Origin of the sequence: Glaciimonas sp. PCH181 (assembly GCF_003056055.1) — a bacterium.
Taxonomy (GTDB): Bacteria; Pseudomonadota; Gammaproteobacteria; order Burkholderiales; family Burkholderiaceae_D; genus Glaciimonas.
This window is the reverse complement of sequence record NZ_PYFP01000001.1, coordinates 1,955,948-1,979,155: the sequence shown is the minus strand read 5'-3', so window position 1 is coordinate 1,979,155 and position 23,208 is coordinate 1,955,948. Positions and strand designations below refer to the sequence as shown.

Annotated in this window: 25 protein-coding genes; 18 read left to right on the top strand and 7 right to left on the bottom strand. The window is 50.6% G+C overall.

Features of this window, described 5'->3' with window-relative positions; all coding sequences use genetic code 11:
- The first annotated feature begins 50 nt into the window (after positions 1-50).
- Together C7W93_RS24610 and mmsB are read left to right on the top strand one after the other, a co-directional pair.
- Positions 51-227 (top strand): hypothetical protein, encoded by a 177-nt coding sequence (locus tag C7W93_RS24610; RefSeq protein ID WP_161539909.1) that lies wholly within the window; start codon positions 51-53, stop codon positions 225-227.
- Between the two features lie 239 nt (positions 228-466).
- Positions 467-1,360: a 3-hydroxyisobutyrate dehydrogenase gene (gene mmsB / locus C7W93_RS09200; RefSeq protein WP_108439739.1), complete on the top strand. Its 894-nt coding sequence runs from the start codon at positions 467-469 to the stop codon at positions 1,358-1,360.
- A 113-nt stretch (positions 1,361-1,473) separates the two neighbouring features.
- Here mmsB and C7W93_RS09195 read toward each other — a convergent pair whose 3' ends face one another.
- The 7 genes from C7W93_RS09195 to C7W93_RS09165 all read right to left on the bottom strand — a co-directional run bounded on the left by C7W93_RS09195 (position 1,474) and on the right by C7W93_RS09165 (position 6,093).
- Positions 1,474-2,067, bottom strand: a complete 594-nt coding sequence (locus tag C7W93_RS09195) for a hypothetical protein (RefSeq protein WP_108439738.1) — start codon at positions 2,065-2,067, stop codon at positions 1,474-1,476.
- The gene (locus C7W93_RS09190; RefSeq protein ID WP_108439737.1) at positions 2,064-2,810 is read right to left on the bottom strand and encodes a hypothetical protein; all 747 of its coding nucleotides are present in this window, start codon (positions 2,808-2,810) and stop codon (positions 2,064-2,066) included. Before C7W93_RS09190 ends, C7W93_RS09195 begins: the two co-directional genes overlap by 4 nt.
- Positions 2,767-3,393 (bottom strand): type III secretion apparatus protein OrgA/MxiK, encoded by a 627-nt coding sequence (locus C7W93_RS09185; RefSeq protein ID WP_161539908.1) that lies wholly within the window; start codon positions 3,391-3,393, stop codon positions 2,767-2,769. Before C7W93_RS09185 ends, C7W93_RS09190 begins: the two co-directional genes overlap by 44 nt.
- 2 nt (positions 3,394-3,395) lie before the next feature.
- Positions 3,396-4,130 carry an EscJ/YscJ/HrcJ family type III secretion inner membrane ring protein gene (locus tag C7W93_RS09180; protein WP_108439735.1) on the bottom strand — a complete coding sequence of 245 codons (735 nt, stop codon included), beginning with the start codon at positions 4,128-4,130 and terminating at the stop codon, positions 3,396-3,398.
- A complete protein-coding gene (gene sctI, locus C7W93_RS09175) occupies positions 4,127-4,435 on the bottom strand; it encodes a type III secretion system inner rod subunit SctI (RefSeq protein WP_108439734.1) in 309 nt (102 codons plus the stop codon). The genes C7W93_RS09180 and sctI overlap by 4 nt, the downstream gene beginning before the upstream one ends.
- A 69-nt stretch (positions 4,436-4,504) precedes the next feature.
- Positions 4,505-4,798 carry a type III secretion system needle filament subunit SctF gene (sctF, locus tag C7W93_RS09170; RefSeq protein WP_304598564.1) on the bottom strand — a complete coding sequence of 98 codons (294 nt, stop codon included), beginning with the start codon at positions 4,796-4,798 and terminating at the stop codon, positions 4,505-4,507.
- 38 nt (positions 4,799-4,836) lie between these two features.
- Entirely contained in the window at positions 4,837-6,093 is a 1,257-nt protein-coding gene (locus C7W93_RS09165) for a PrgH/EprH family type III secretion apparatus protein (protein WP_108439733.1), read from the bottom strand.
- 216 nt (positions 6,094-6,309) lie between these two features.
- On the opposite strand from C7W93_RS09165, the gene C7W93_RS24815 reads away from it, so the two are divergent.
- From C7W93_RS24815 to C7W93_RS09085, 16 genes are all read left to right on the top strand, one after another.
- Entirely contained in the window at positions 6,310-7,098 is a 789-nt protein-coding gene (locus C7W93_RS24815) for a helix-turn-helix domain-containing protein (protein WP_201747183.1), read from the top strand.
- Position 7,099: 1 nt separating this feature from the next.
- Positions 7,100-8,905: a type III secretion system outer membrane ring subunit SctC gene (sctC, locus tag C7W93_RS09155; RefSeq protein WP_108439732.1), complete on the top strand. Its 1,806-nt coding sequence runs from the start codon at positions 7,100-7,102 to the stop codon at positions 8,903-8,905.
- The gene (gene sctW / locus C7W93_RS09150; RefSeq protein WP_161539907.1) at positions 8,895-9,995 is read left to right on the top strand and encodes a type III secretion system gatekeeper subunit SctW; all 1,101 of its coding nucleotides are present in this window, start codon (positions 8,895-8,897) and stop codon (positions 9,993-9,995) included. The genes sctC and sctW overlap by 11 nt, the downstream gene beginning before the upstream one ends.
- Positions 9,996-10,077: 82 nt before the next feature.
- Positions 10,078-12,135, top strand: a complete 2,058-nt coding sequence (locus tag C7W93_RS09145; RefSeq protein ID WP_108439730.1) for an EscV/YscV/HrcV family type III secretion system export apparatus protein — start codon at positions 10,078-10,080, stop codon at positions 12,133-12,135.
- Positions 12,136-12,150: 15 nt separating this feature from the next.
- A complete protein-coding gene (locus tag C7W93_RS09140) occupies positions 12,151-12,555 on the top strand; it encodes a type III secretion system chaperone SpaK (RefSeq protein ID WP_108439729.1) in 405 nt (134 codons plus the stop codon).
- Positions 12,556-12,578: 23 nt separating this feature from the next.
- A complete protein-coding gene (gene sctN / locus C7W93_RS09135) occupies positions 12,579-13,844 on the top strand; it encodes a type III secretion system ATPase SctN (RefSeq protein WP_255419151.1) in 1,266 nt (421 codons plus the stop codon).
- A complete protein-coding gene (locus C7W93_RS09130) occupies positions 13,828-14,280 on the top strand; it encodes a hypothetical protein (RefSeq protein WP_161539906.1) in 453 nt (150 codons plus the stop codon). Before sctN ends, C7W93_RS09130 begins: the two co-directional genes overlap by 17 nt.
- Positions 14,268-15,716, top strand: a complete 1,449-nt coding sequence (locus tag C7W93_RS09125) for a type III secretion system needle length determinant, SpaN/EivJ family (protein WP_108439726.1) — start codon at positions 14,268-14,270, stop codon at positions 15,714-15,716. The genes C7W93_RS09130 and C7W93_RS09125 overlap by 13 nt, the downstream gene beginning before the upstream one ends.
- Positions 15,713-16,726 (top strand): type III secretion system cytoplasmic ring protein SctQ, encoded by a 1,014-nt coding sequence (sctQ, locus tag C7W93_RS09120; RefSeq protein ID WP_146177539.1) that lies wholly within the window; start codon positions 15,713-15,715, stop codon positions 16,724-16,726. The genes C7W93_RS09125 and sctQ overlap by 4 nt, the downstream gene beginning before the upstream one ends.
- Positions 16,719-17,372, top strand: a complete 654-nt coding sequence (locus C7W93_RS09115; RefSeq protein WP_108439724.1) for an EscR/YscR/HrcR family type III secretion system export apparatus protein — start codon at positions 16,719-16,721, stop codon at positions 17,370-17,372. The genes sctQ and C7W93_RS09115 overlap by 8 nt, the downstream gene beginning before the upstream one ends.
- A gap of 10 nt (positions 17,373-17,382) precedes the next feature.
- Entirely contained in the window at positions 17,383-17,640 is a 258-nt protein-coding gene (locus C7W93_RS09110; RefSeq protein ID WP_108439723.1) for an EscS/YscS/HrcS family type III secretion system export apparatus protein, read from the top strand.
- A gap of 2 nt (positions 17,641-17,642) precedes the next feature.
- Complete coding sequence (gene sctT / locus C7W93_RS09105; protein WP_108439722.1) at positions 17,643-18,428, top strand: type III secretion system export apparatus subunit SctT; 786 nt, start codon at positions 17,643-17,645, stop codon at positions 18,426-18,428.
- Positions 18,429-19,556: an EscU/YscU/HrcU family type III secretion system export apparatus switch protein gene (locus C7W93_RS09100; RefSeq protein WP_108439721.1), complete on the top strand. Its 1,128-nt coding sequence runs from the start codon at positions 18,429-18,431 to the stop codon at positions 19,554-19,556.
- A gap of 135 nt (positions 19,557-19,691) precedes the next feature.
- Positions 19,692-20,252, top strand: a complete 561-nt coding sequence (gene sicA, locus C7W93_RS09095) for a type III secretion system translocator chaperone SicA (RefSeq protein WP_108439720.1) — start codon at positions 19,692-19,694, stop codon at positions 20,250-20,252.
- 11 nt (positions 20,253-20,263) lie between these two features.
- Positions 20,264-22,024 carry a type III secretion system translocon subunit SctE gene (sctE, locus tag C7W93_RS09090; RefSeq protein ID WP_108439719.1) on the top strand — a complete coding sequence of 587 codons (1,761 nt, stop codon included), beginning with the start codon at positions 20,264-20,266 and terminating at the stop codon, positions 22,022-22,024.
- A gap of 241 nt (positions 22,025-22,265) precedes the next feature.
- Positions 22,266-23,198 (top strand): hypothetical protein, encoded by a 933-nt coding sequence (locus tag C7W93_RS09085; RefSeq protein ID WP_146177538.1) that lies wholly within the window; start codon positions 22,266-22,268, stop codon positions 23,196-23,198.
- Positions 23,199-23,208: the final 10 nt, after the last annotated feature.

Genomic DNA, 23,208 nt, shown 5'->3' with positions numbered 1-23,208 from the left:
AAGTAAGACCCAAAAATATTTAATCAGCTAAACAGCAGGCGAAGCCACACTTGAAGTTGCCGTTGAAGTCAGGCGCAGCCACAGTTGAATTTGAATTTGCAGGCGTAGCCACCTTTGATGCTGTTCTTGACCTTACAGGCGCAACCACACTGGACGTTGAAGTTGTTTTTGAACTGGCAGTTGACGTACCCCGACATATACCGCTGCCAAATGTTTCAGGAGTTTGACGGGGTTTGTCGGAAAACATGTTTGAGCGCGGCGAGTTGGTTTTTCGACCCGGCAAACGCCTGAAGAATTTGGGAACCCGGACAGCGATATCTGCGGTCGCCTTCTTTTTGGTTACTTATTCTGCGGGGGCACCTAGCTGAAGCAAGAAAAAGTAACTAGCTGTCGGGTTACCCTCGGCAAGCCAACCACGAAGCGCAACCCGTCCAAACAACCACCAATCGAAATAAGGAACAAACAAATGAACAACGAAGTAGTCTTCATAGGCCTGGGCAACATGGGCCTCCCAATGGCCCTAAACCTAGTTCGCTCAGGCCTAACAGTCAGCGGTCACGACCTCCTCCCCGCCAGCGTAGAAAAATTCACCACGGGCGGTGGCACCACCACAACCAACCTGCAATCCGCCCTAGCCGAAGCAAAAATAATCATCACAATGCTCCCAGCCAGCCGCCACGTAGAATCAGCCTACCTAGGCGACACCGGCATCCTGGCAAAAGCAAACCCCCAGGCACTATTAATAGACTGCTCAACAATCGCCCCAGAAACCGCCCGCAAAGTAGCAGCCGCCGCCCGCGAAAAAGGCTTCGATATGCTAGACGCGCCAGTCTCCGGCGGCACAGGCGGCGCAACCGCTGGCACACTAACATTCATGGTAGGCGGCTCCCAGCAAGCCTTCGCTATCGCCAAACCAATCCTGGAAAAAATGGGAAAAGCCATCTTCCACGCAGGTGAAAGCGGCGCCGGCCAAACCGTCAAAGTCTGCAACAATATGTTATTAGGTATCCTGATGATAGGTACATCAGAAGCCATCAGACTAGGCATGGCAAACGGTATGGACCCAAAAGTTCTCTCCGAAGTCATGGCCAAAAGCTCCGGCCGTAACTGGGTACTGGAAGTCTACAACCCATGCCCCGGCGTCATGGAAAACGCCCCCGCGTCAAAAGAATACAGCGGCGGCTTTGGCGTAGATTTAATGCTAAAAGATTTAGGCCTCGCAATGGAAAACTCCCTCTCGACGGGCAGTAGCACACCCCTCGGATCATTAGCCCGTAACCTCTACGACATCCACAGCAAAACTGGTGCTGGCGGACTAGATTTCTCCAGCATTTTCAATATGCTAGCCAAAAGTAATTAACGCGATTCACAAGCGTTGAATCACTACCGATGGACATTAAAAATGCACCATCGGTAGCCAATCTTCCACCATCAACGTAACCTTCCGCGACGCATAAAATGTAGACTAGCAGATTACAGCTGAAATGCCTGCTCATCTTCCGGTCTTTCGGCGGTAGTCAACAACTCATACATCCAGTCCCTCACCGAATAATCCAGCGCCATCATACTCATCAGCGTCTGCGTCAATCCAAATTCAAAACCAAAGTTAGTCGGCACCAGAATTCCACCACCGGGCGGCGGCACTACCGGCTCAGGATTAAGCACCAATTTATGTCTGCACCAAGCCACTACATACATTAAGTCCGAGGCCAACGGATAAGTCGGCTTGCCGTCACGTGCACCAGAGAATTTACTCAAAAACGCATAAAACGGCTTGTGATAATTGTAGGTGACCCGGATGCTGCCATCTTCTAATACCGTCTCAGTCCGCTCCGGCTTAAGTTTTTTAAGTTCCCGAAAAATCTCCTCACCATGCGGCGCCTTCGATGGCCGCTTCACCGGCGTAGTGATGGGCGGAATTTCTTCCGGCGGCGTATTCTCATGTGGTGAAAGTTCGACTTGCGCTCTATACATCTGCGCAGCACGTGCCGACAGGTCAGTTATCGATTGCGCAGAATAGTTATTGGGCACCGACATAAAGTTACTGGCAAGTGGGGGCGTATTCATTTATTTTCCATAGACCTAATGGCTGCCATTGCTGACACATTCATCGCTGTTGTCGGCGTTTCTTCCCTCTCTGACGCGACAAAACGCTGTTCGAACAAGACCCATAACGCATTTGCCGCATCATCATCCAGAGTACGGCACCAGGCCGGCAATTGATCCAGTTGGCGTAGCAGTTGGCGTTCGCATTTTTCGGCAATCGTGACGGGATCAAACTCCGCCACAGTGTTACCGCAACGCAGCAGAAAACGCGGATCGTCATGGTAATCAACCTTTACCCGCGACCCCCACGAGGATTCCATTTGCATCGTCACACGCATGCGCCAAGCTTGCGCACTGCGCGGCAGTTTCAAATGAAGCTGCTCTTCGGCCGCATCCTGATGATTGCGCATCCAGTCTTCCAGCACCGCGAGAATGGCTTCAGGATGATCCAGCGATTCTCGCAGCATCACTCGCGTTGCCGTCTGGATCTCTCCGCGCAACTGACGCGCCAATTCCTGCCCCCCGTCAAGATAGGTCAACACTGCGTTGGCAGAAGCGAATATACCGTCGCGATAACCTTCGCTAAAACCTTGCAATTTTATTCGCTCGGCTTCTGCGGTAGCCTCTTTAATGATCTTGCTCGCGCAATATTGCGCATCGTTCGTCAAGGCTTGGTCGCGCCGCATGCGACGTAATCGAGAAGCGCTGATCAGCACATTTTCAATCAGGTGGAAGGGCTGTTTTTCCTGGGATTTTTTTGACATGTTGTAGCGCGAGAGTAAATAAAATATCACCACTTCCTGCTTTGGCGGCAGGGGCGAGGATCGGCAACGGCGCAGGCAGCATCGTTGTTTTAGTTTTTACGATGAAAGGAAATAGCAAAGGAAGGCGTTGTCGCATTGTCGGGGTCAAACCTCGACAATGCGATAGCAGATCAGTTAAACCATATTTCAGCAGTGTCGTGGTATTTAGTACTCCCACGGACATCGGCGTGTCGTTCGATAGCGGCAGCGGCAGCATGGCAAAACTACGCGCCCAATGTGGCAAATTAAGCAATTTTCCCCCACGCGATAATGCTACGCGAAAGCGTTGACAAGCCAGCAAATAAGCCAATTGCGGAAGTTGCGACCAATATTTCAGAAACACCTGATCGCGACTGCCAGATGCGATCACAGGCAGTTCGGAGCACAGCTGATAATGATCGATGAGCATGCGATTGATAATTGCATGCTGCATTGCATTGTCAAACGTCGTCGGCAGCATAAAATGCACAGGATGAATGTACGATAAGGGATCGAAAATCACTGTTTGCAAAAGACTAGGTGACATTGATGTTGACGCGGACATGGTCATTCCTTCGCTTGCGGCAACAAAGCGCGCAGCTTCGGCATGCGCCACGCCAATCCCGCCGCGCCAGCTAACAGCGCCAGTAAAACCAATGCGCCTATGACGACAGGATGATCGAACCTGTTCGGCTGTGCCGATACCGATGGCGGCGCATGTTGCAACGCGCTGCGCTGCGATAGAACAACCGAGATATTGTCGTATTCGACTTCGGAAAAACTGTTTTTCAGAAAGCGCTTGATTTCTCCGATCAGGATCGACGGTTGCACATCGTTACTATAAATTGCCAGCGCTGAAAGATGAATCGGGCGTTTCGTAGAACCATTTTCACCCGCGTCGATATCGTAGCTGACATGCACCCGCGAAGAGACGATACCGTCGATCGTTTCCAGCGACTGTTGCAATCGTTGTTCGATGGCCGAATACAGACGGGCCTTCTCCGCGCGCGGGGACGATACCAGCGAGCTGGAAGGGAACATTTGGGAGATTTCGATACGCGGCTGCGGTGGCAGATTGTAGACATTTAGCAGATCGACAGCCGCGACAAAATCGGGTTGCCTCACGATGACGCTAAAACCGGTTTTGCCGTGATCGATTTTTTCAGCGCCGATATTATTGCGTTGCATGACCGCGATTACTTCGTTAGCCTGACGCTGATCAAGTCCTTTCAGCAGATCTTCTTTCTGGCAACCTGCCAGCAGCGCCACCAGCAACAGCATGCCAAGAACGCGCCTGATCATGACCGCAGCAGGGTTTCGACCGCGCTGGTGACTTTGCGCGACAGCGTACTGACCATCGATAATCTGATGCCGTAGTCGGCCACTTTCTCTTGAATCGCCTGTAACTCTTCCGGCGAGGTTAGCCCGGGTGCTTCAAGGCGCAGCATGATATCGCTTTTGTTATGTTCGGCCGACATGACCGATTGGGCATACGCTTGCATTGCGCGTGATTCTAGTGAGATCGGGCTGCCCCCATCGACACTGATGTCATCGAAAGCAAGAGCGTTCGCGCCGGACAAGGCATTTATTGCGGTGGTTTGATGCATACTTTTGATCCTTTGGACAAGCGATGGCCGGGAATGGAAATTCTTTTACCGGCGCTGCTTTAAAGAGATTTAGCGGTAGTTAGCGATGATGCCGGCGCCGACATCTTTGTAAGCTTTGACGACGCTCGATTGCGCATTCCGGTACAGCGTGTATTGCGACAAGGCACTTTGATATTCGGCCAATGCAGCTGGATCGGATGGATTGTTCTTCAGCTTCTCCAGAGCACTTTGCAGTGCAATATTAAGATTTTTACTTTGATCTCTGAAAGCTTCGGATAACTCCATCAAGAAGCCATTACCGACTTCCGTTTCGACGTCGGAGCCGGGGGGGATAGTTGAGCTGGGAGTAACAGTATTGGTCACGAAAATTTCCTTTTAGGGTGGTGAATCAGGGGTGGGAATTAATTAAGCGTGCGCGAAAAATACCAATGGGAATTATTCAGCTTGACGTAGCTGTCATCACCATAGCTAAACGATTTTCCTTTCAGCCAGTCATCTTTTAAATCGACAGAAAAATGTACATAGCGCTGACCCCAGCGCTGATAAAACGCATCGACATAAGGACGCAATTTTTGCAGTCCGCTGTCATCTAAAATTGGCTGTATTTCAAAGGTCACGCTCGTCGCTTTATCGATTCGTTTATAGGCAATACCGAGTTGGTCCAGACCGCGTTGCGCATCTTCGGCAATATCAGCATCCTTTAGAGAGCTGATAAGGACTTCTGTGGCATACGGCAATAGCGCTGCCACTTCTTGCGCTGCGCGTGCGCGGGCTTTTGGGTCGTGTGGTCCGCGTTCGGCGCTGAGCAGCAAGCGCGGAGTGGTCGGGTCATCTAGCCGCAAGATGTGATAGTTGTTTAGGTTGTGGTGGTGGTCGAGCAATTTCTCTATGCTGATCTTTTCTGAACGCGTATACAACACTTTGGTCGGTGCATTGAAGTCGCTGCGTACCAGCGCTTGTCTGGCCCAGCTTGCATCGCGCAACGTGTCGGCAAATACATAAAACACATCATCTTTGCCTTTCACTACCTGATATTCCCCCACCGATCCCAGCAGTAAATCCGATAAGCGGGTTTGTTGACGCTGCGTGCTGCCGTGTATCCAGTAGGCAGTGGCTAGCGCTACGCCTACTATTGCCAGCAACAATGCTGCGATCAGCGCGGTGCGGAGCATTGATCGGTGCATTAGCGGCATTGGGGTTTTTCCCGCTCTCTCTGCTGTAGACGTTTTATCCGGCGTCGGTACGGCAGGCAGAGCAGCCGCATCATTGAGGACGGCTGCAGACCAGCTGTCGGCCAGCGGCTTCACTGCAAATGTCAGTGCGCCAAAAGTTATTACGCTATTGAACGGGCAAGCGTGTTCACGACCATCTGTCGGATGCGATTCTCTGAGCGTGGCATGGACGCCATCCTCGCCCGTTGTTACCACGACTTCGAAGGAACACGCGCCCTGGTCTAGCGGCACGATGATCGCGTTATCGGGGAATGTCGACAAACGACTTTCATCCTCGAACGCTGATGCGCTGTCTGCAACGACCAGCGTATGACCACACGTGAGTTCGAACTCTGCACTGCGCATTGCGCCGGTCAATATCCTTAAGACAACGACAGCCTGTCCTTCGCTCGCGATATTGCTGAGTGTATTTTCTGTAGACGTCATGAAATAGGGTGAGATCAGATTAAAGACAATGATGTGAAGAGCGCGAAGAGTAAGACCGGGGATGAACTACATCTTGATGAAATATTGATCAATCTCAAAAAATTTGGCATTGGCGCCGCTTCATCAGATTTACATCGAGATTGTTTTTTTTAATCAACTTATAGTCCGCTTCGAACTCGACATCCGTTGATTTCATGTCTAACCCAGTGCCAAAAAATGACTAGCCCCGTATATATACAAGACCCTTTGACGCAGACGTTGCAGAGACTGTCAACAGCATCGCCGCTGGTGAATTTGTCAGGAATCTCCGCGCTGGAAGTGGGGGAAGAGGGTTTGCAGCTACAGGCGGCATCCGGCAAAGATGAATGGTTTTGTTCTTTTGTGCCGGGGTGGCGAGGTTTGTTGCTAGTCAATCACGGCGCTTGTCATGTCGTCGCCGGAAGCGCCTCTTATAAAGCAGGCGATATATCTTTATTAGCTAAGTTGCAGGCATTTTTGGATGAAGATCGCGGGATTGAATACCGCGTCGCGCCGAATACAGCGCCGGTGGTAATGGTTTCTGGCGATGGCATGGCGGTACTCAGAAATCGTGGCGCTACCGAAAACTGGTTCCTGGGAAGACTGTTTTGTGCAGAGGCAACGGCAGGGGCAATCTCATCACTATTGCGTCGTTTGGAATGTTATGCAGTGGTGCGGTTTTTATTGGCATATTCCATCGATAAGAAAAATCTGCGTGTGTTGGCGAAGCGTTATGGCGTCTCTTACACGCACTTTCGCCGCTTATGCAATTACGCGCTTGGCTGCTCGGCCAAAGCAGAACTGAACAACTGGCGCTTGGCGCGATCGTTGCTGGAACTGGTCGATAGCAAAAAAAATAGCAGTATTACGGAAGTCGCGCTGAAACATGGCTACGCGTCCGGTTCGCATTTCTCCACCGACGTAAAAGGGCAAGTTGGTGTGTCGCCGCGGGTGCTGTCGGACATTTTTAAATTGGCAGTTAAATAAAATGCATATTCTTAAATTTGGTATGCGCTCGCCATGTTCGGTGCTTTTGCTCGCATTGATGTTGCACGCCAGCACCGTTTATGCGGAGCCGGAATCGACGATCTCTTTAGCTACAGGTAGTGAGCAGGGCACTTCGCTCGATACGAAACTAAACACTGCATTGGAACAGCGGCAGCAAGTGCGTAGCGGCTACGTGGCCCGAAGCGATGGCGTTCGCGATTTCTTTAACGCTCTCTCGATTCGATTAAAGAAGCCGGTAGTGGTCAGCAAACAGGCAGCGCAACGCAAAATTAGCGGCGACTTCGACCTTACCCGCCCGCAAGAGGCGTTGGAGCAGATGGCGCTGCAACTAGGATTAATCTGGTATCACGATGGTCAGTCGATCTATGTCTACGATGCTAGCGAAGCACGGAATACCGTGGTCGCGTTGAAAAATATTACGATCAGAAAATTGCAAGCATTCTTGCAGCAATCGGGTTTATACGATCGGCGTTTTCCATTTCGCGGCGCAGAAAGCGGTAACGTTTTTTATTTGTCTGCACCGCCGGTATATGTCGATCTGGTGGCGAGTACCGCCCGTTTTTTAGATGGCGCCAGTACTGAGCGTTCATTAGGTAATTTGAAAATCGGCGTCGTGCGCCTGCAAAATACCTTTGTCGGAGATCGTACTTTTACTTTGCGCGATACCACCAGCACCATACTCGGTATGGCAAGTGTGATTGAACAGATACTCAAAGACGAAAAGATTGCGATCGAAATGAGCACTGCGCCATCTGTGCAAAACCCGGAGCCTTTGCCGCCGTTGTCTTCGCTGTCATCGTTATCGCCCATGACCGTTTTGCCGCCACCACTATCACGGGCAAATCCCATTTTGGCACCATTTCCATCGTTGGAGGGTGGGCGGGTAACGGCACCGGCCGCAAAAAATCTCGAAAGTACCATCCGTGTATTGGCCTATCCCGACACCAACAGTCTGTTGATTAAAGGCACGCCCGAACAAGTCACTTTTATTGAAAATCTGATCGCTACTCTCGATGTCGCTAAACGCCACGTCGAGTTGTCATTGTGGATTATCGATATGGAGGCTGATCAGCTGGATCAATTGGGCGTCAGTTGGCAAGGCAGTCTGGGTATTCCCAATTTAGGCAGCGTAACTTTCAATAGGCCGGTCAGCACGCTTGATGGTGCGCGTTTCCTGACAGCGGTGCAGGCACTTAATGCATCAGAAAAGGCGCGCATCGTATCGCGTCCCGTGGTCCTGACGCAAGAAAATACACCGGCATTTTTCGATCACAACCGGACTTTTTACGTGAAATTGCAGGGCGAGCGCGCAGTCCAGCTTGAGCACATTACCTTCGGCACGTTGATCAAGGTATTGCCACGCTTTGCAACTGATGGCCAGATTGAAATGGCGCTTGATATTGAAGATGGTAACGAAGTATCCAGCGATGGCAGCCAGACCGAGGGCACTTTTATGCCGAAAGTCGCCCGCACACGTATCAGCACGATTGCACGCGTGCCAAAAGGCAGCAGCCTGTTGGTGGGTGGCTATACCCGAGACGAAGGCCGTGATCGGATCGCAAAAATTCCATTCCTTGGCGATTTGCCGTGGATCGGTGGGGCATTCCGCTCCAAGATCAAGCATGAATCTAATATGGTCCGGGTATTTCTGATCGAACCGCGTTACGACGATCAACCGCGCCTGCGCGATGCCAGCGACCTGATCAATGATGTCATAGGCGATATGCCAAAAGCACCGCAGCAAGATGCACTGCGTGACTACGTTGGTCGTAAAAATGGAAATTAGCCGACCCGTATTGCCACCGGTTCGCCCTTTGCATAGGCCGCGTGCCGAGGCAGTGAAAGGGGAGGACGCCGACGTACAAGCGCAGTTGCAGGAAATGCAGGCAGAGGAAGATCTCAGCCCGGGCGCAATGCGCCAGCGCTTTGTTGACTCGACCGATGAAATGTCCGCAGCAATGGCGCAATTTCGCAATCGTCGCGCATTGCTAAAAACAGACTCTGGCGAAGATCGTTTCGAGCGTGTGCTTGATGACGATGTGTTACCAAAAGTGCAGCAAGTGCTGCGCGCGGCGCAGACGTTTGGTGTATCGGCTGAACTGTTAGCCCAATTGCGGTCGATATTTCCGGATGACAGCGATTTGCTGCTGGTATTGCGAGAACTATTACGGCGGCGTCAGATGGAAGCGCTCACACGTAAGCGGTTGGAGGGAGTAAAGGCCGAAGTTGAAGCCACTTCTGTGCCGCGTCGCGTCAAAGCCGGTATTAACTGCGCCATCAAGGCAAGATTGTTCGGCACACTACTACAACGTCAGGCGTCCTTGCTGCGCGAATCATATCGGCAATTTTTAGAAGGCATGCAGAGCAATATCGAGACCTACGAAGAGTGGATCACCAGCTACGGTTTTCAGCATCGCGAACAGGTGCTCGACTTCATTGAAGAAGCATTGACGACCGATGTGATGTCGCTGGACCCGAGTTGTTCAAGCATTGAATTCGGTGACCTGCTGAACAAGCTAACGCAACTCAAAATGTTGCGCTCCGCCGATGGCTTGTTTGTGGGCCATTTACTACGTTACCCGTTGGTACGTGAGCATAACGACTGCGAGTCGGACTGGGTGGTCTTTATGCTGGCGACCTTGCAGGCACCGGAAGAAATCGATCAGACGCTGGACGACATGCTTGGTGAGACTTTCTTGCAGACGACGCATGTTGACAGATCTACTTTATTGCAGTTGATTCGCCAGGCATGCCATAGCTTGCCATTGGAATTATTTCGCGATGTCGATCAGGTTCATGCATTGCTCGAACGCTTCGACGAACTGGCAGAGTTGACGCATCAGCGCGCGTTGATCGAACGTCGCCGCGATGCGTGAGGATGGATCGTGAAACAGCAGAACTTACAAAAAATCATAGCGACAACGGTTTCATCAATGTCCGAAAAAAAAAGGAATAACCGTGTTTAACAAAGCGCTTAGCGGTATGACATCGCGCCCGGAATTGCTGATTCTGTTGTTGATGGTGATGATTATTGCCATGTTGATCATTCCGTTACCGACCTATCTGGTGGACTTTTTGATCGGTTTAAATATCGTGATCTCAGTGCTGGTGTTTATGGGTGCTTTTTATATTGAACGGATTTTACATTTTTCGTCGTTTCCGTCGATTCTGCTCATTACGACCTTGTTCCGGTTAGCGCTGTCGATCAGTACCAGCCGTTTGATTTTGCTGGATGCCGATGCGGGCGAAATCGTCAGTACTTTTGGTGAGTTTGTGATCGGTGACAGTCTGGCTGTCGGGTTTGTGATTTTTGCGATCGTTACTGTTGTGCAGTTTATCGTCATCACCAAAGGCTCGGAACGGGTGGCTGAAGTAGCCGCCCGCTTCTCGCTGGATGCCATGCCGGGTAAGCAGATGAGTATCGATTCCGACTTAAAAGCCGGCGTGATCGATGCTGCCGGTGTGAAAGAGCGGCGCAGTGTGCTAGAGCGCGAGAGTCAGTTATACGGCGCGTTCGATGGCTCGATGAAGTTCATCAAAGGCGATGCGATTGCCGGGATCATCATTATTTTCGTCAATTTTATTGGTGGTATTGCAGTCGGCATGAGCACGCACGGCATGGATATGTCGACCGCGTTGAGCACCTACACGATTCTGACCATTGGCGATGGTTTGGTGGCACAGATTCCAGCATTGCTGATAGCCATCAGCGCTGGTTTTATCGTGACGCGCGTCAACGACGACGGTAATAATAATCTCGGAAAAACCATCATGATGCAGTTGTTGGGGACGCCGTTTGTATTGATTATTACGGCGATTCTGGCAGTTGGAATCGGTATGCTGCCGGGCTTTCCGATGGGTGTATTTTCGATTCTGGGCGGTGCGCTGGCAGGGCTGTATTTTTATCGGCGGTACGCAGCTAAAAAAGCGAGCGCAGATCTGCCGACAGCACAAACCGGTAAGGCCAAAACTAACCAAACCGATAGCGAACTTGGATTAATTGGCAATCTGGAGCAAATCGCTCCAGAAACAATTCCATTGATTGTATTAGTGCCCGCCGCACGTTTTGCGCGCATGAAAGAACTGCAATTAGGCAAGCGCTTCAGTAGTCAATTTTTTATCGATTTCGGCGGCCAGTTACCAGAGATCTTGCTGCGCGCCGATGATGCGCTGGCTGACAATCGTGCGGTGGTGATGATCAATGAAATTCGCGTTGAGGAGTTTGCGGTGCATTACGATCAGTTGCGGGTGGTCAATGCAACCGATGAAATTGCGCAGTTAGGTATCGCGCATTTTGTTGATACCAGCGGTCCTGCGCCCAGCACCTGGGTTATGCCGGAGTTTAAAGAAACGCTGCAAAAATTAGCTTTTCAGTTGCGTCCCGCGCTGGACGAGTTTTATCAGGGTTTTGCGGTATTGCTGACGCGCAACGTCAATGAATATTTTGGGATTCAAGAGACCAAGCAGATGCTGGATAAGCTGGAGACAAAATATCCGGATCTGCTGAAAGAAGTCTATCGCCACGCCACTGTGCAGCGTATTGCCGAAGTATTGCAACGGCTATTGTCAGAGCGGATTTCGATTCGCAATATGAAGCTGGTCATAGAAACTTTAGCCCATTGGGCACCGCGTGAGAAAGATGTGATCGCATTAGTTGAGCACGTTCGAGGTGCCTTGGCCCGGTATATCTGCGACAAATTTTCTACTCGCGGAGAACTGCGCGCATTGGTGATGTCGCCGGAACTGGAAGACATCATCCGTAAAGGTGTACGGAGTACCTCCAACGGCAATTTCCTGAATCTGGACCCGGAGCAGAGCGAAAGTCTGCTAGATAAATTTGCGCTGGCTTTGAGTGGTATCAGGCTATCGCAAAAAGACATGGTCGTATTGACAGCGGTCGATGTACGTCGCTTCGTAAAACGGCTTATTGAATCTCGTTTTCGCGAATTGGAAGTGCTGTCTTTTGGCGAAATTACCGATAACGTTTCAATCAACGTTATTAAATCCATTCATTAAATAAAGGAACGCACCATGCTACAACTCGATATTTCACAACTGGTCCAAGACGCTTTAATTCACACCGGTTGCGAAAAAAATCTGATCGGGCCGCTGGATAGCCATTCAACCATTGCATTGGATTTTCATTGGTCGCCGACGATTTATGTCAGCCGTCGGGATGACGATATCTGGCTATGGTGCCGTCTTACCGAATATCACGAAGGTAATCTGGGCTCCTATGCAACGGCGTTGATCAAAGAGCAGATGAAGAAACTGCCATTTTTGCGGAGTGACCATTTGAATCTAAATGAGAACGAAGGCCATTTGGAGTTAAGTGGTTTGATTCATCCCGGCTTTATTGAAAACGGTGTTGAATTTTCTAAAGCACTGGAGGGTTTTCTCGAACGTGCTGATGCATTTCGCGAGATCGTAAAGTGAAGCATCCGTTGCGGCTGATACGCATGTATGCCCATCCGCTGAATCTGGCCGGTCCCATTATTGAGGCGCCATTACCCGGCGTGGCCATCGGTGAGATCTGCGATATCCGTCGCAATTGGAGTGACCGAAAAATCGTTGCACGCGCACAGGTTGTGGGATTTCGGCAGGATGTGGCGATATTGAGTCTGATCGGACAGTCTAAAGGGTTATCGCGGCAGGCATTGCTCATGCCTACCGGTGCATCGTTGACCGTTGAGATTGGGCCTGCCATGTTGGGGGCGGTCATTGATCCTTCTGGCAATGTGATGGAACGTTTTTGCAATCAGGCCGAGGGCGTGGCAGAGACATTGACGCTGGATGCGGCACCGCCGCAATACGGCGATCGTGAGCTTATCGGCGAAACGCTGGTGACCGGTGTGCGTGCTATTGATGGTCTGCTGACTTGTGGCGTGGGGCAAAGAATCGGTATTTTCGCCTCTGCCGGGTGTGGCAAAACGACGTTGATGAACATGATTATCGATCATGCCGATGCTGATGTATTTGTGGTCGGACTGATCGGTGAACGCGGCCGTGAAGTAACCGAATTTGCGCATACCTTGCGTGCTTCAGATAAGCGCAATCGCTGCGTGTTGGTCTATGCAACGTCTGATTTCTCGTCAGTGGACCGCTGTAATGCGGCGCTGCTGGCGACGACGGTGGCAGAATTTTTTCGTGATCGCGGCTTAAAAGTTGTGTTGTTCATGGATTCTATTACACGTTATGCGCGTGCCTTGCGGGATGTGGCGTTGGCGGCAGGTGAATCACCAGCGCGGCGCGGCTATCCAGCGTCTGTCTTTGATGCGTTGCCACGTTTATTGGAACGACCGGGCGTCACGCGGCGCGGCAGCATCACTGCGTTTTATACCATCTTGCTGGAAAGCGACGATGAGCCTGACCCAATCGCAGACGAGATCCGTTCAATTCTCGATGGCCATATTTATCTGGACCGCAAGCTTGCAGCGCAGGGACATTTCCCCTCAATAGACGTGCTGCGTAGTGCCAGTCGCGTGGCATTGCAGATTACGGATGAAGAGCATCAGCGGGCGGCGATGGCATTACGCGGATTGCTGGCCAAGCTAGAAGATCTGCAGGTGTTTCTGGATTTGGGTGAATACAAAGAAGGACAAAACCAGGAAAACGATGGCGCGATGGAACGTCGTCCGGCGGTGCAGCAATGGTTGCGCCAGCATCGTGCGCAAAGCAGTCCATTGCGCGCCACGCTGGAGGCGATGCATGGCCTTGTTGCATAAAGCGATCAGCCTGATCCGGCGCTGTGAATTGAGTCAGCGCCGCAGTGAGGCCAGCATCGCTCATTTGCAAGCAAAAATCGATGAAATCGACAACGATATCGCCGCGTTAGACCGGCAGGATGCGCTCTTGCGCAAAATGATGATGCAGCAACAGCAGCCATGTCTGACCAATCGCGCCGGGTTGCTCATGGTGCAGCAACGCAACGCAGTACGTCGGCAAAAATTGCAGATGATCGGCTTGCAACGCGTAGAAATGCGTGAGCAACACAGCAAGCTTAAGAAAGAACAGGAAGAGGCGCGTCGTATGCGTCTTTTTTGGCAGCGAAAAGCGGAAAAATTTCAACGCTGCGTGCGTTCAGAACGCCAACAAATGCGCTTGAGTCAGGTGCTGCGGGAAGAAACGGAAATTCAGGAGAAATATTCATGGCGCAAATAACCACATCACAGATTCAAGCATGTCCGACCGTATCGCTCGATGCCGAGGCCCAGTATGGCGAGCTTCATCTTGCATTCGAGCAGCAAGCGGAGCAGTGGCATAAGCATAATGACCTCGACGAAAATGTCGATCCGGCGGTGGTGGGCTTTGTAATGATGCCCGAAAAGATGCTTCCGCCTATCGAGCTGAAGGCTGATATCGGTCGTATCGGCGAAGGTCAGATTGGGCAAGAAAATGTCACGCCACAGCTATTGATGTTGGCGTCGGTTGCGGTAATCCACCCTGAAATTTCTGGAAAAACGTTGCCTCGTAAGACGGTTTTATTGACGCACGAGGCAGTGATAAATACTGTTAGTCATGCAGAAAGTCATGTGTTCTCAGCTGCGCCGACACGGATGGCGTCAATATCAATATCGAACACTGCGGCGCCGTTAGCGGCGCCGATATTCCCATCTAAAGCCGAAAAAGCCGCACCGAAGGTAGGAACGGCAATGTCGGTATCCAAAGCCGCACTGACCTTGGCATTGACAGAACCCGCAGCGAAAGCAATATCGTCCATAGCAACAACAGCGGTGACCGCGAAAGTCGCACCGACCGTGACAGCGGCGGTAACACCCACTATTAAAGCGGCATCGGAGATTGCAACAACAGTACCGGTAGTTAAAGCGGCACAGATCGTAGCAATAGCAGCGCCGTTATCCAAAGTGGCAACGTCGTTAGCAATGTCAGTAGCAGAATCTAAAACACAACGAATGGTAGTAGTGGCAGCGCCAGCGTCTAAAGCAGAATCAACAGCAGCAGTGATGGCAACGGCATCCAGCGCAGAATCGATGTCAACAGAAGCAGTAACGCTCTCTAAAGCGGCTCCGGCAGCCGCAATCGTAAAGCCAGTATCAAAGACCGATGTGGTTCTAGTCGCTGCCAGTCCCGTTGCTACTACCAAATCCGCAATCGCTTCGATCAAGAGCGAAGAAGCGCAAACGCGGCCCGTTGTTGCAGCCGAATTATCGGGGCATAAACCGGCGCCTAGGCAAGAGCTAACATTTTCAGGAATGAATGCGTCGACTTTTCCCCTAATAGATGTGCGGGCCAGTCCAATTGTTCACACGCAGTCTGAAGAGCAGCCATCGCCGTATCCGGTTGCGCAACTTCTTACCTCTCGGCAAGCGAGCCAGAGCGGGGTTTTAAAGGGTAGCGAGATGACTTTTCGGTTCAGTAAATGGGGCGATGGGCATACGGTTAAAGTGCAGACGAAATCGTCTGGCTATGCGTCGCAATTAACGTTACAGCCTTCGGATGCACTCGTCGCGCATCGGCTAAGCGAACACTTGTCGATCTCAGCGCCACCAGATCATTGGACTTTACTGAAAGATGACGAAGAGCACGGTCATCGTCAGCAGCCAGGACAGCCGCATGATGAGGGAGAAACAACGTGAATCGTCTCACATTACGTAGGCTTGATTCTGAAGTTGTACGCACACGCCAGGCGGTCATGCATTGGCAGGCACAGAATATTCCAGTGGTTTATACGTCACCGCCTTGCATCAATCGCTACATCGCATTTCGTGCGTCTGGCGCGAACGGCGACTGGAACGGTTTGATTGGGATGGATGACTGGTTGCGAAATGCGGCGCCCTCATTAGCGCGACTGGCGACTGGATCGACTAGCTGGGCGCAGATACTGAATCTGTTTGCTGCGACATCGCAAGCACTGACGTTACCGGACGCGCTGGCTTATCACGTATTGCAGGTGAGGGGCATGGTCGATGGCGCCGCGTTGCCGGATATCGCCTTGCCGGGAATTACAACTGGGCAAGGCATCGTGTGGCTGCAAACGTTGCCGCTAATGATTGCTCCCGACTTCGACGCTGTGGCTCCGCATCTGCGGGCGCTGCCGCTTCCGATGCCGTTGCAATTCGAGTTGGGATGCAGTCACATCAGTGTGTCGCTGTTATCGCGTGTTGCGATAGGCGATGCTTTATTAATTGGGCGCGTTGCATCACGGATTGCTTGCAATGGAATGACGATCGGGCGCTATGTATGGACTAAAGAAGGAATTATTGTGGATCAATTACAAGAAAATTATCAGGATGGATCGCTGCTTGAAGACGGCGTGTTGTTTGATGAAATGCCAGATGGGCCGAATGAAAATTTGGGTGACGATATGGACACCGCAGTCGGCAATCAAAGTGGCTACGCGCCATCGCCGCGCTCAGTAGCACGCGTGCCGGTGCGTATTGAGTTTTCGCTTGGCACCAAGCTGGTTACGTTGGGTGAGCTGAGTGCGTTGTCGATAGGGCAGTTGCTGGAGTTATCGCCCGATAGAGAAAAGCGTATTGCCATCTTAGCCAACGGCATGTTGTTCGGTCACGGCGAGTTAATTCAGCTTGATGATCGTCTGGCAGTCGAGATTAATCAGTTGTACGGCGGGAATGCAGATGCCTAACGATATTTCCCTGATCGCCTTACTGGCGTTCTCGACCTTATTGCCATTTCTGGTCGCATCAGGTACTTGTTTCGTCAAGTTTTCTATCGTATTTGTGATGGTGCGTAACGCGCTGGGTTTACAGCAGGTGCCATCGAATATGACGCTGAACGGCGTCGCGCTGTTGTTGTCGCTGTTTGTGATGATGCCAGTGGCAGAGCAGGCTTACGATCATTACCGCAGCGAGAATATTAGTTTCGATAGTGTCGGATCGATCGTGCAATTTACTGAAACCGGTCTGGATGGCTATCGTGCCTACCTGACCAAATACGCTGATCCCGAGTTAGTCCAGTTTTTTGAAAAAGCTCAGCAATCGCGTAATGCTGAAGTCGTTGCCGATGAAGGTGCGAGACCATCGCTACTAGCGCTATTGCCCGCCTATACGCTGACTGAAATCAAGAGCGCGTTCAAGATCGGATTTTATCTCTACCTGCCATTCGTTATTGTGGATCTGGTGATCTCTAGTATTTTGCTTTCGTTGGGAATGATGATGATGAGTCCCGTCACCATTTCTGTGCCGATCAAGCTGGTGTTGTTCGTTGCGCTGGACGGTTGGACCTTGCTGTCTAAAGGCCTGATCTTGCAGTATCTCGAACTGATGACTTAGGAGCAATGCCATGAGTGATCTTGTTTATGCTGGCAATCAGGTGCTGTATCTGGTGTTGCTGTTGTCTGCACCGCCGATTGCGATTGCGACGCTGCTCGGCCTTTTGGTCGGATTATTCCAGACTGTGACGCAGTTGCAAGAACAAACGCTGCCGTTCGGTATTAAGTTGTTAGCGGTCTGCTTATGTTTGTACGTGCTATCCGGCTGGATTGGCGAAACGCTGCTTAACTTCGGTAGCGAGATGTTCAGCCTTGCTTTGCGGCGGTAGTTATGCCGTTTTTTTTAGCGCTCGATCTGCATACCTGGATGGCGTGCGGGATGCTCGGCGCAGCGCGGATTGCACCCGCATTTTTCATGTTGCCGTTTCTCAATAGCGGCGTGATCACGGGCGTGGTGCGGCTCAGCGCGATTCTGATCGTTGCTATCGGTTTATGGCCGCATCCCTTGTCGTCAATGGCGATATTGGAAAATTTTGATTTAATGCACTTAGTCGGCATGCTGGTCGCAGAAGTGATGATCGGCATCGTGCTGGCTTGTTTACTGAGTTGGCCGTTCTGGATATTTCATGCGCTAGGTAGTTTTATCGATAATCAGCGCGGCGCTACGCTCAGCAGCAGCGTAGATCCGGCGAATGGCGTTGATACGTCCGAGTTGGCGAATTTCTTCAATCTATTTGCTGCGGTGGCATATTTACTCGGCGGCGGAATGCAATTAACGCTAGAACTGTTTGCCCACAGTTATCGCTTATGCGATCCGTTGACGGGATGTGAATTGCAGATTGCGCCGCTTATGCCGATTCTCGGCGATGTGATGAGTCGTGCTGTCGTGCTCGCCAGTCCTGTGGTTGCTGCGTTGTTGCTGACTGAAGTGCTGCTGGGATTATTGTCGCGTTTTGCACCGCAAATGAACGCATTTTCGATTGCATTGACAATCAAAAGCGCGGTGGCATTTTTGATACTGCTGCTGTATTTTGGCCCCGTGTTGCCATCAGAAGTGATCGCACTTGCATTCAATCCGGCCGGACTGGCTAATTGGTTTTCCGTAGGAACTCCCTAAATGTCCGGCGCAAAAAGTGAACTGCCGACCAAGAAAAAGAAAGACGACTCGGCCGAAAAAGGCCAGTCTTTCAAAAGCCGCGACCTGACTGTGGCCTGCCTGATGCTATGCGGCGTGGCGTTTGTGACGTCGTTCGCATCGCTGACGGAAATAATGGAATTGTTTCGGCAAGCGATTGAAAGTGGCTTTCAGCAAGACATCCATCAATTCAGCACGCAAATAATATGGATGTCGTTGAAATTGATCGTGCCTATTGTTTTCGTGTGCGTTCTGGCATCCGCTTTGCCGACTTTGTTGCAGACCAGATTTGTGATTGCCGTAAAGGCGATAAAACTAAATTTTGACGCGCTTAATCCGGTTAACGGTTTCAAGAAATTATTTAGTTTGCGTACAGTTAAAGATGCGGTGAAGGCGTTGTTATATCTCACCGCATTTACGATTGCTATAGTGGTTTTTTGGGGTAATAAAAAGTCCGTCGTGTTGGCGCAATTGTATGCCACACCGACTGAACTAATTGGCATCTGGCAAGAACTATTGATGAACCTGGTCCTGACCTGTCTGGGCTGCGCGCTGTTGGTGATTGTGCTTGATGCGCTGGCTGAATACTTTCTCTCCATTAAGGATATGAAGATGGAAAAACGGGAGGTCAAACGCGAGCGTAAGGATCAGGATGGTAATCCTGAAATTAAGAATCGGCGGCGTGAATTGCATTCGGAATTGTTGTCTGAACAGATCAAATCCGATGTCGAAAATTCGCGCGTGATTATCGCCAATCCAACGCATATTGCGATTGGGATATTTTATAAACCGGACGTTGTGCCGATTCCCTTTATCTCGGTGGTCGAAACCAATCAACGTGCACTGGCAGTGCGCAGATATGCAGAGAAAATCGGCGTTCCGGTGGTGCGCGATATAGCACTTGCGCGGCGAATGTACACGACACACAAGCGCTATTCGTTCATTATTTCTGAGGAAATTGGCGAGATATTAGTCCTTCTGAATTGGTTGGAAGCGGCTGAAAATTTAGGAACGATAGAGCATCGAATGGCGCTTGATGCGCAGGATATGCCGATCGAATTGGATGTTGGTGCAGCTACTGATAGTCCCAAAAATAGTGATCTGCGTTGACCAATAAGTTGTCTTTTTTAGTAACAAAAATGGTACGAATGGACGATTCCTGAATGCTGAATTTAGGGGTGAATGTTTTAATACTTCCATCGTACTGATACCACGCGAAAGCGGGAAATTAGCGAAAGGCAAGTGATGAAAACCGAAGCAAAAAAAGAATTTGAAAATGCTGGCGATGATGTGGCAAACGAAGAAACGGTGCAAATTATCTGGGACGCCATTAACAGCGGTGCGACGTTAAAAGATCTGCATGGTATTTCGGATGACATGATGGATAACTTGTATGCCCACGCCTATGATTTTTACGGAAAAGGGCGTTTGGATGATGCAGAGAAATTTTTCCGTTTCCTGTGTATTTACGATTTCTACAATACGCAATACATCATGGGCCTGGCGGCAGTATGTCAGCTAAAAAAAGAATATCAAAAAGCGATTGAGTTGTATGTGTTGGCTTTTGCTTTATTGAAAGACGATTATCGCCCCGTGTTTTTTACCGGGCAGTGCCATCTCGGTACGCACAGGACCGCCAAGGCGCGGCAATGTTTCGAGCTGGTGTGCGAACAAAGTAAAGATGCAGCGTTGTGCAGTAAAGCGCAGGTTTATCTGGATGTGCTGAAGAATGGTCAAGCGTCATCCGACCAACAGGAAGAAACAGAACTTCACGATGAAAATTCTGAAGACGACACAATTAAATAGGAGTAAATGCAATGGTAGATAGCGTGAGTGGTTTTGAGCGTATTCGCGCCAATGCGGACTTGTTCGATGCCGCAAAGGTAAATGTGCGGAAGAGTGGAGATTTTATGGGGGCTGCGCAGGAGGCCCATAAAAATTTGATCGCCACATCCTGGCAGCAAGACGCTGATAACAACGCTGGTGCGTTTGCGCGTGACGGACTTGCGCGACCGCTGTTGGCGCAACCTAAGCGGGAAGCTGGCTTAAGCAGCGAAGCCACCATGACCAAACTGTTTGCAGAATTGGTCGCATTGCTCGGCGCGGGCATGGTTAGTGATTTGAAAAATCGCCTCGGTATTTTTAAAAATATGATGTCGTCGCAGCAGCAACACTTCGCGTTCCTGGAGTTGAACGCCATGAACGCGCTGAAGGAGGAAGCGATTGCGATCGATCAGATCGAGGGTCTTGCTGCCGAAGCGGAGGCGGCCATGGCGGCATTGAAGGCAATTGATAATAGAATTGCCGAACTGAAGTCTCTTCTTAGTTCTAACAACTTGACTGCGCAGCAGCGTAAAGAATTCGATACTGAGCTTTCTGAAAAGAGCGGCATGGTCGAGCCTGCAATTAAGAGTATCTGGGACGCCGTTGGTGTTCTGGCTAAAGCAAAACTCATAATTCAGCAAAAAGCCGCTGCGGTGGTTCTGGCGTTAGATGCGCTAGTTGAGGCCGCAAAGGGACAAGTTGTTGGTATGGGCGATTTGAATTTATCAAAATTAACGCATTTAAATTTGTTGATGGCCGAGTTGATTAAAACGCTTGGCGAGAATAGTACGAAAGCGCTGAAAAATAGTCTGTCGTTATTTGAAGCCATGCAGGTGTCGCGGCAGGCAGCAATGGAAAAAGCTGCGGAATCGTTTGATGCGCAAGTGCGGAAGGCCGAAGAAGCACAGAAAATTGCTGGTTGCATCGGCAATATCATTAGTGCATTGATTCTGGTTGCCGCAGTAGTCGCTACCGTTGCCACCTTTGGCGTGGCCACTGCTGTAGGTCTTGCCTTCATGGTGACAGATGCCGCGGTAGGTGGGATCACAGGGCAATCTCTGACTGATCGTGCTTTGTCCGTAGTCATGGAGCCGCTGATGAAAAACGTCATTATGCCAATGATGGAATTTGTTCAGAAAGAGATCAGTGCCGTATTGACCGATATGGGGATTGCGAAGGACCTCGTCGAAAAAATTTCGGCGATCATGACCACCGTCATCACGGCCATCGCGGTCATCGTAATGACGGTATTGGTGATGGTGGTCGGCCAAGCTGTAGCAAGCAAAATGGCTAGCCTGATCGGGAAGGTCATTCGTGCAGCCGCCAAAAAAATGGTGCCGAAATTTGCCACTGCCATGGTCAGAGTGGAACAGGTAGTTGGACGTGCAGCGACCCAGGTATCCCAAAAAATGGGGTTTAAAACCGACGAACTATCCGCGCAGATGTATGCAAAAAATTTTGGCCATGTACAAAATGGGATGACCATGGCGCACAGCGGGGTTCAAGGCGCTGGCGGTATTGTGGTTGGTCAAAGTGAGGAAAAAGCGGCAAGTGCGGCTGCGGATTTTATGAAATCTGAAAACATGATGCGGCAACTAAGTGAGTTCATCAAGAGGGCGATGGATGAAATTCCGAGTGACCAAAATATGATTCATAGCATGACGACGGCTTTGTCGAAAATGGGCGCGAATGAGGCGAATACCGGGCGGTTGATATTGGCTGGTGCGCGTCAGGCGGGAAGACGCCGCGCGTGATTAATGATAGCAATTGATCCTGCCAGGTAATGTAGAACGTGGCAGATTTGATTCAAGCCATTTTTAAGTAAATTGATAAATAAAGAGGAAAAAGATGATGGAAGTCTCAAATAGATCGCCCCAGGAATACTTTCGGTCCACGGATAAAGAACCATTGGGTAACGTAAAAGGATTATCCGAAAAAATAGTGATATCCAACGTCGCTTCTGTCGCCAGTATAGCGGCCGTTCTTTGCGCTAACATGCAGCGTTGTGAAAGTGGTGAGCTTGCGCGCAGCGATGCGAGTGCTCCGGTGATTGATGCACCGAACACCAACCCGACCAAACCTTCTATAGAAGAGCAGAAAATTCTGACTGACTCAGTGAGTAATTTTGGTTTGAATACTATGGCTTCGCTGTGCATGCTGGTCATTATAGCGCTGCAAAATATGCGTTCGGGTATCACTGTGATGGCGGGAGATATCGCAGTAATGAGCGAAGCTACGGCGAACAAAGCCGCTGACGCGGTCAAAAATGAAGGCATTGCCACCAGCAGATCTGCTGTATTGCACAGTGCGACACAAGTTGCTTTGACTGCTACTGGTATAGGAATGAAAACGCAGGCATCGAGAAAAGAGATCAATCATATCAATGATAGCGAAAAAGGTTTGCGGAAGTCGATGGCATTGAAAGACGATATCGGGACACGGACCGATGCGCTGCAAGGTGCAATCCATAAACAGAATAATAATGTGGCAAATATCAATCCAGAACCGGCGGTTGGTAGTACACCGTTTAGAACCAGCGGCACTGCCGTAGAACCCTTTGATATAGCGAAGAAGCAAAGTGAACTGACTGCCTTGCAAACCGAGGCTTCCAAGCTAGAGGGCGAGCACCGTCTTTTTGGTGTGAAAAACGGACGCTTGCAGACTAAGGGCGATGCAATGATCGGTGTAGGACACACCTTGGCCAGTCTTTCTGCCTCAGGAGAGTTGGCGCATGCCGCCACACTGCGCTCGGAAGGTGATTACAATCGGACGGCGTCGCGCGCTATGCAGGATGCCAGTACGCAGGCGCAGGACAGCGGTAAGAATGACAGTGAGCTCATCAGCGCAGAAATTCAGCGAATGCTTGCGCAAATGGACAAACTCGATTCGACGATCAAAACGATGATTGCCAGCACTGGCAGAGGATAGTCGGATTGTG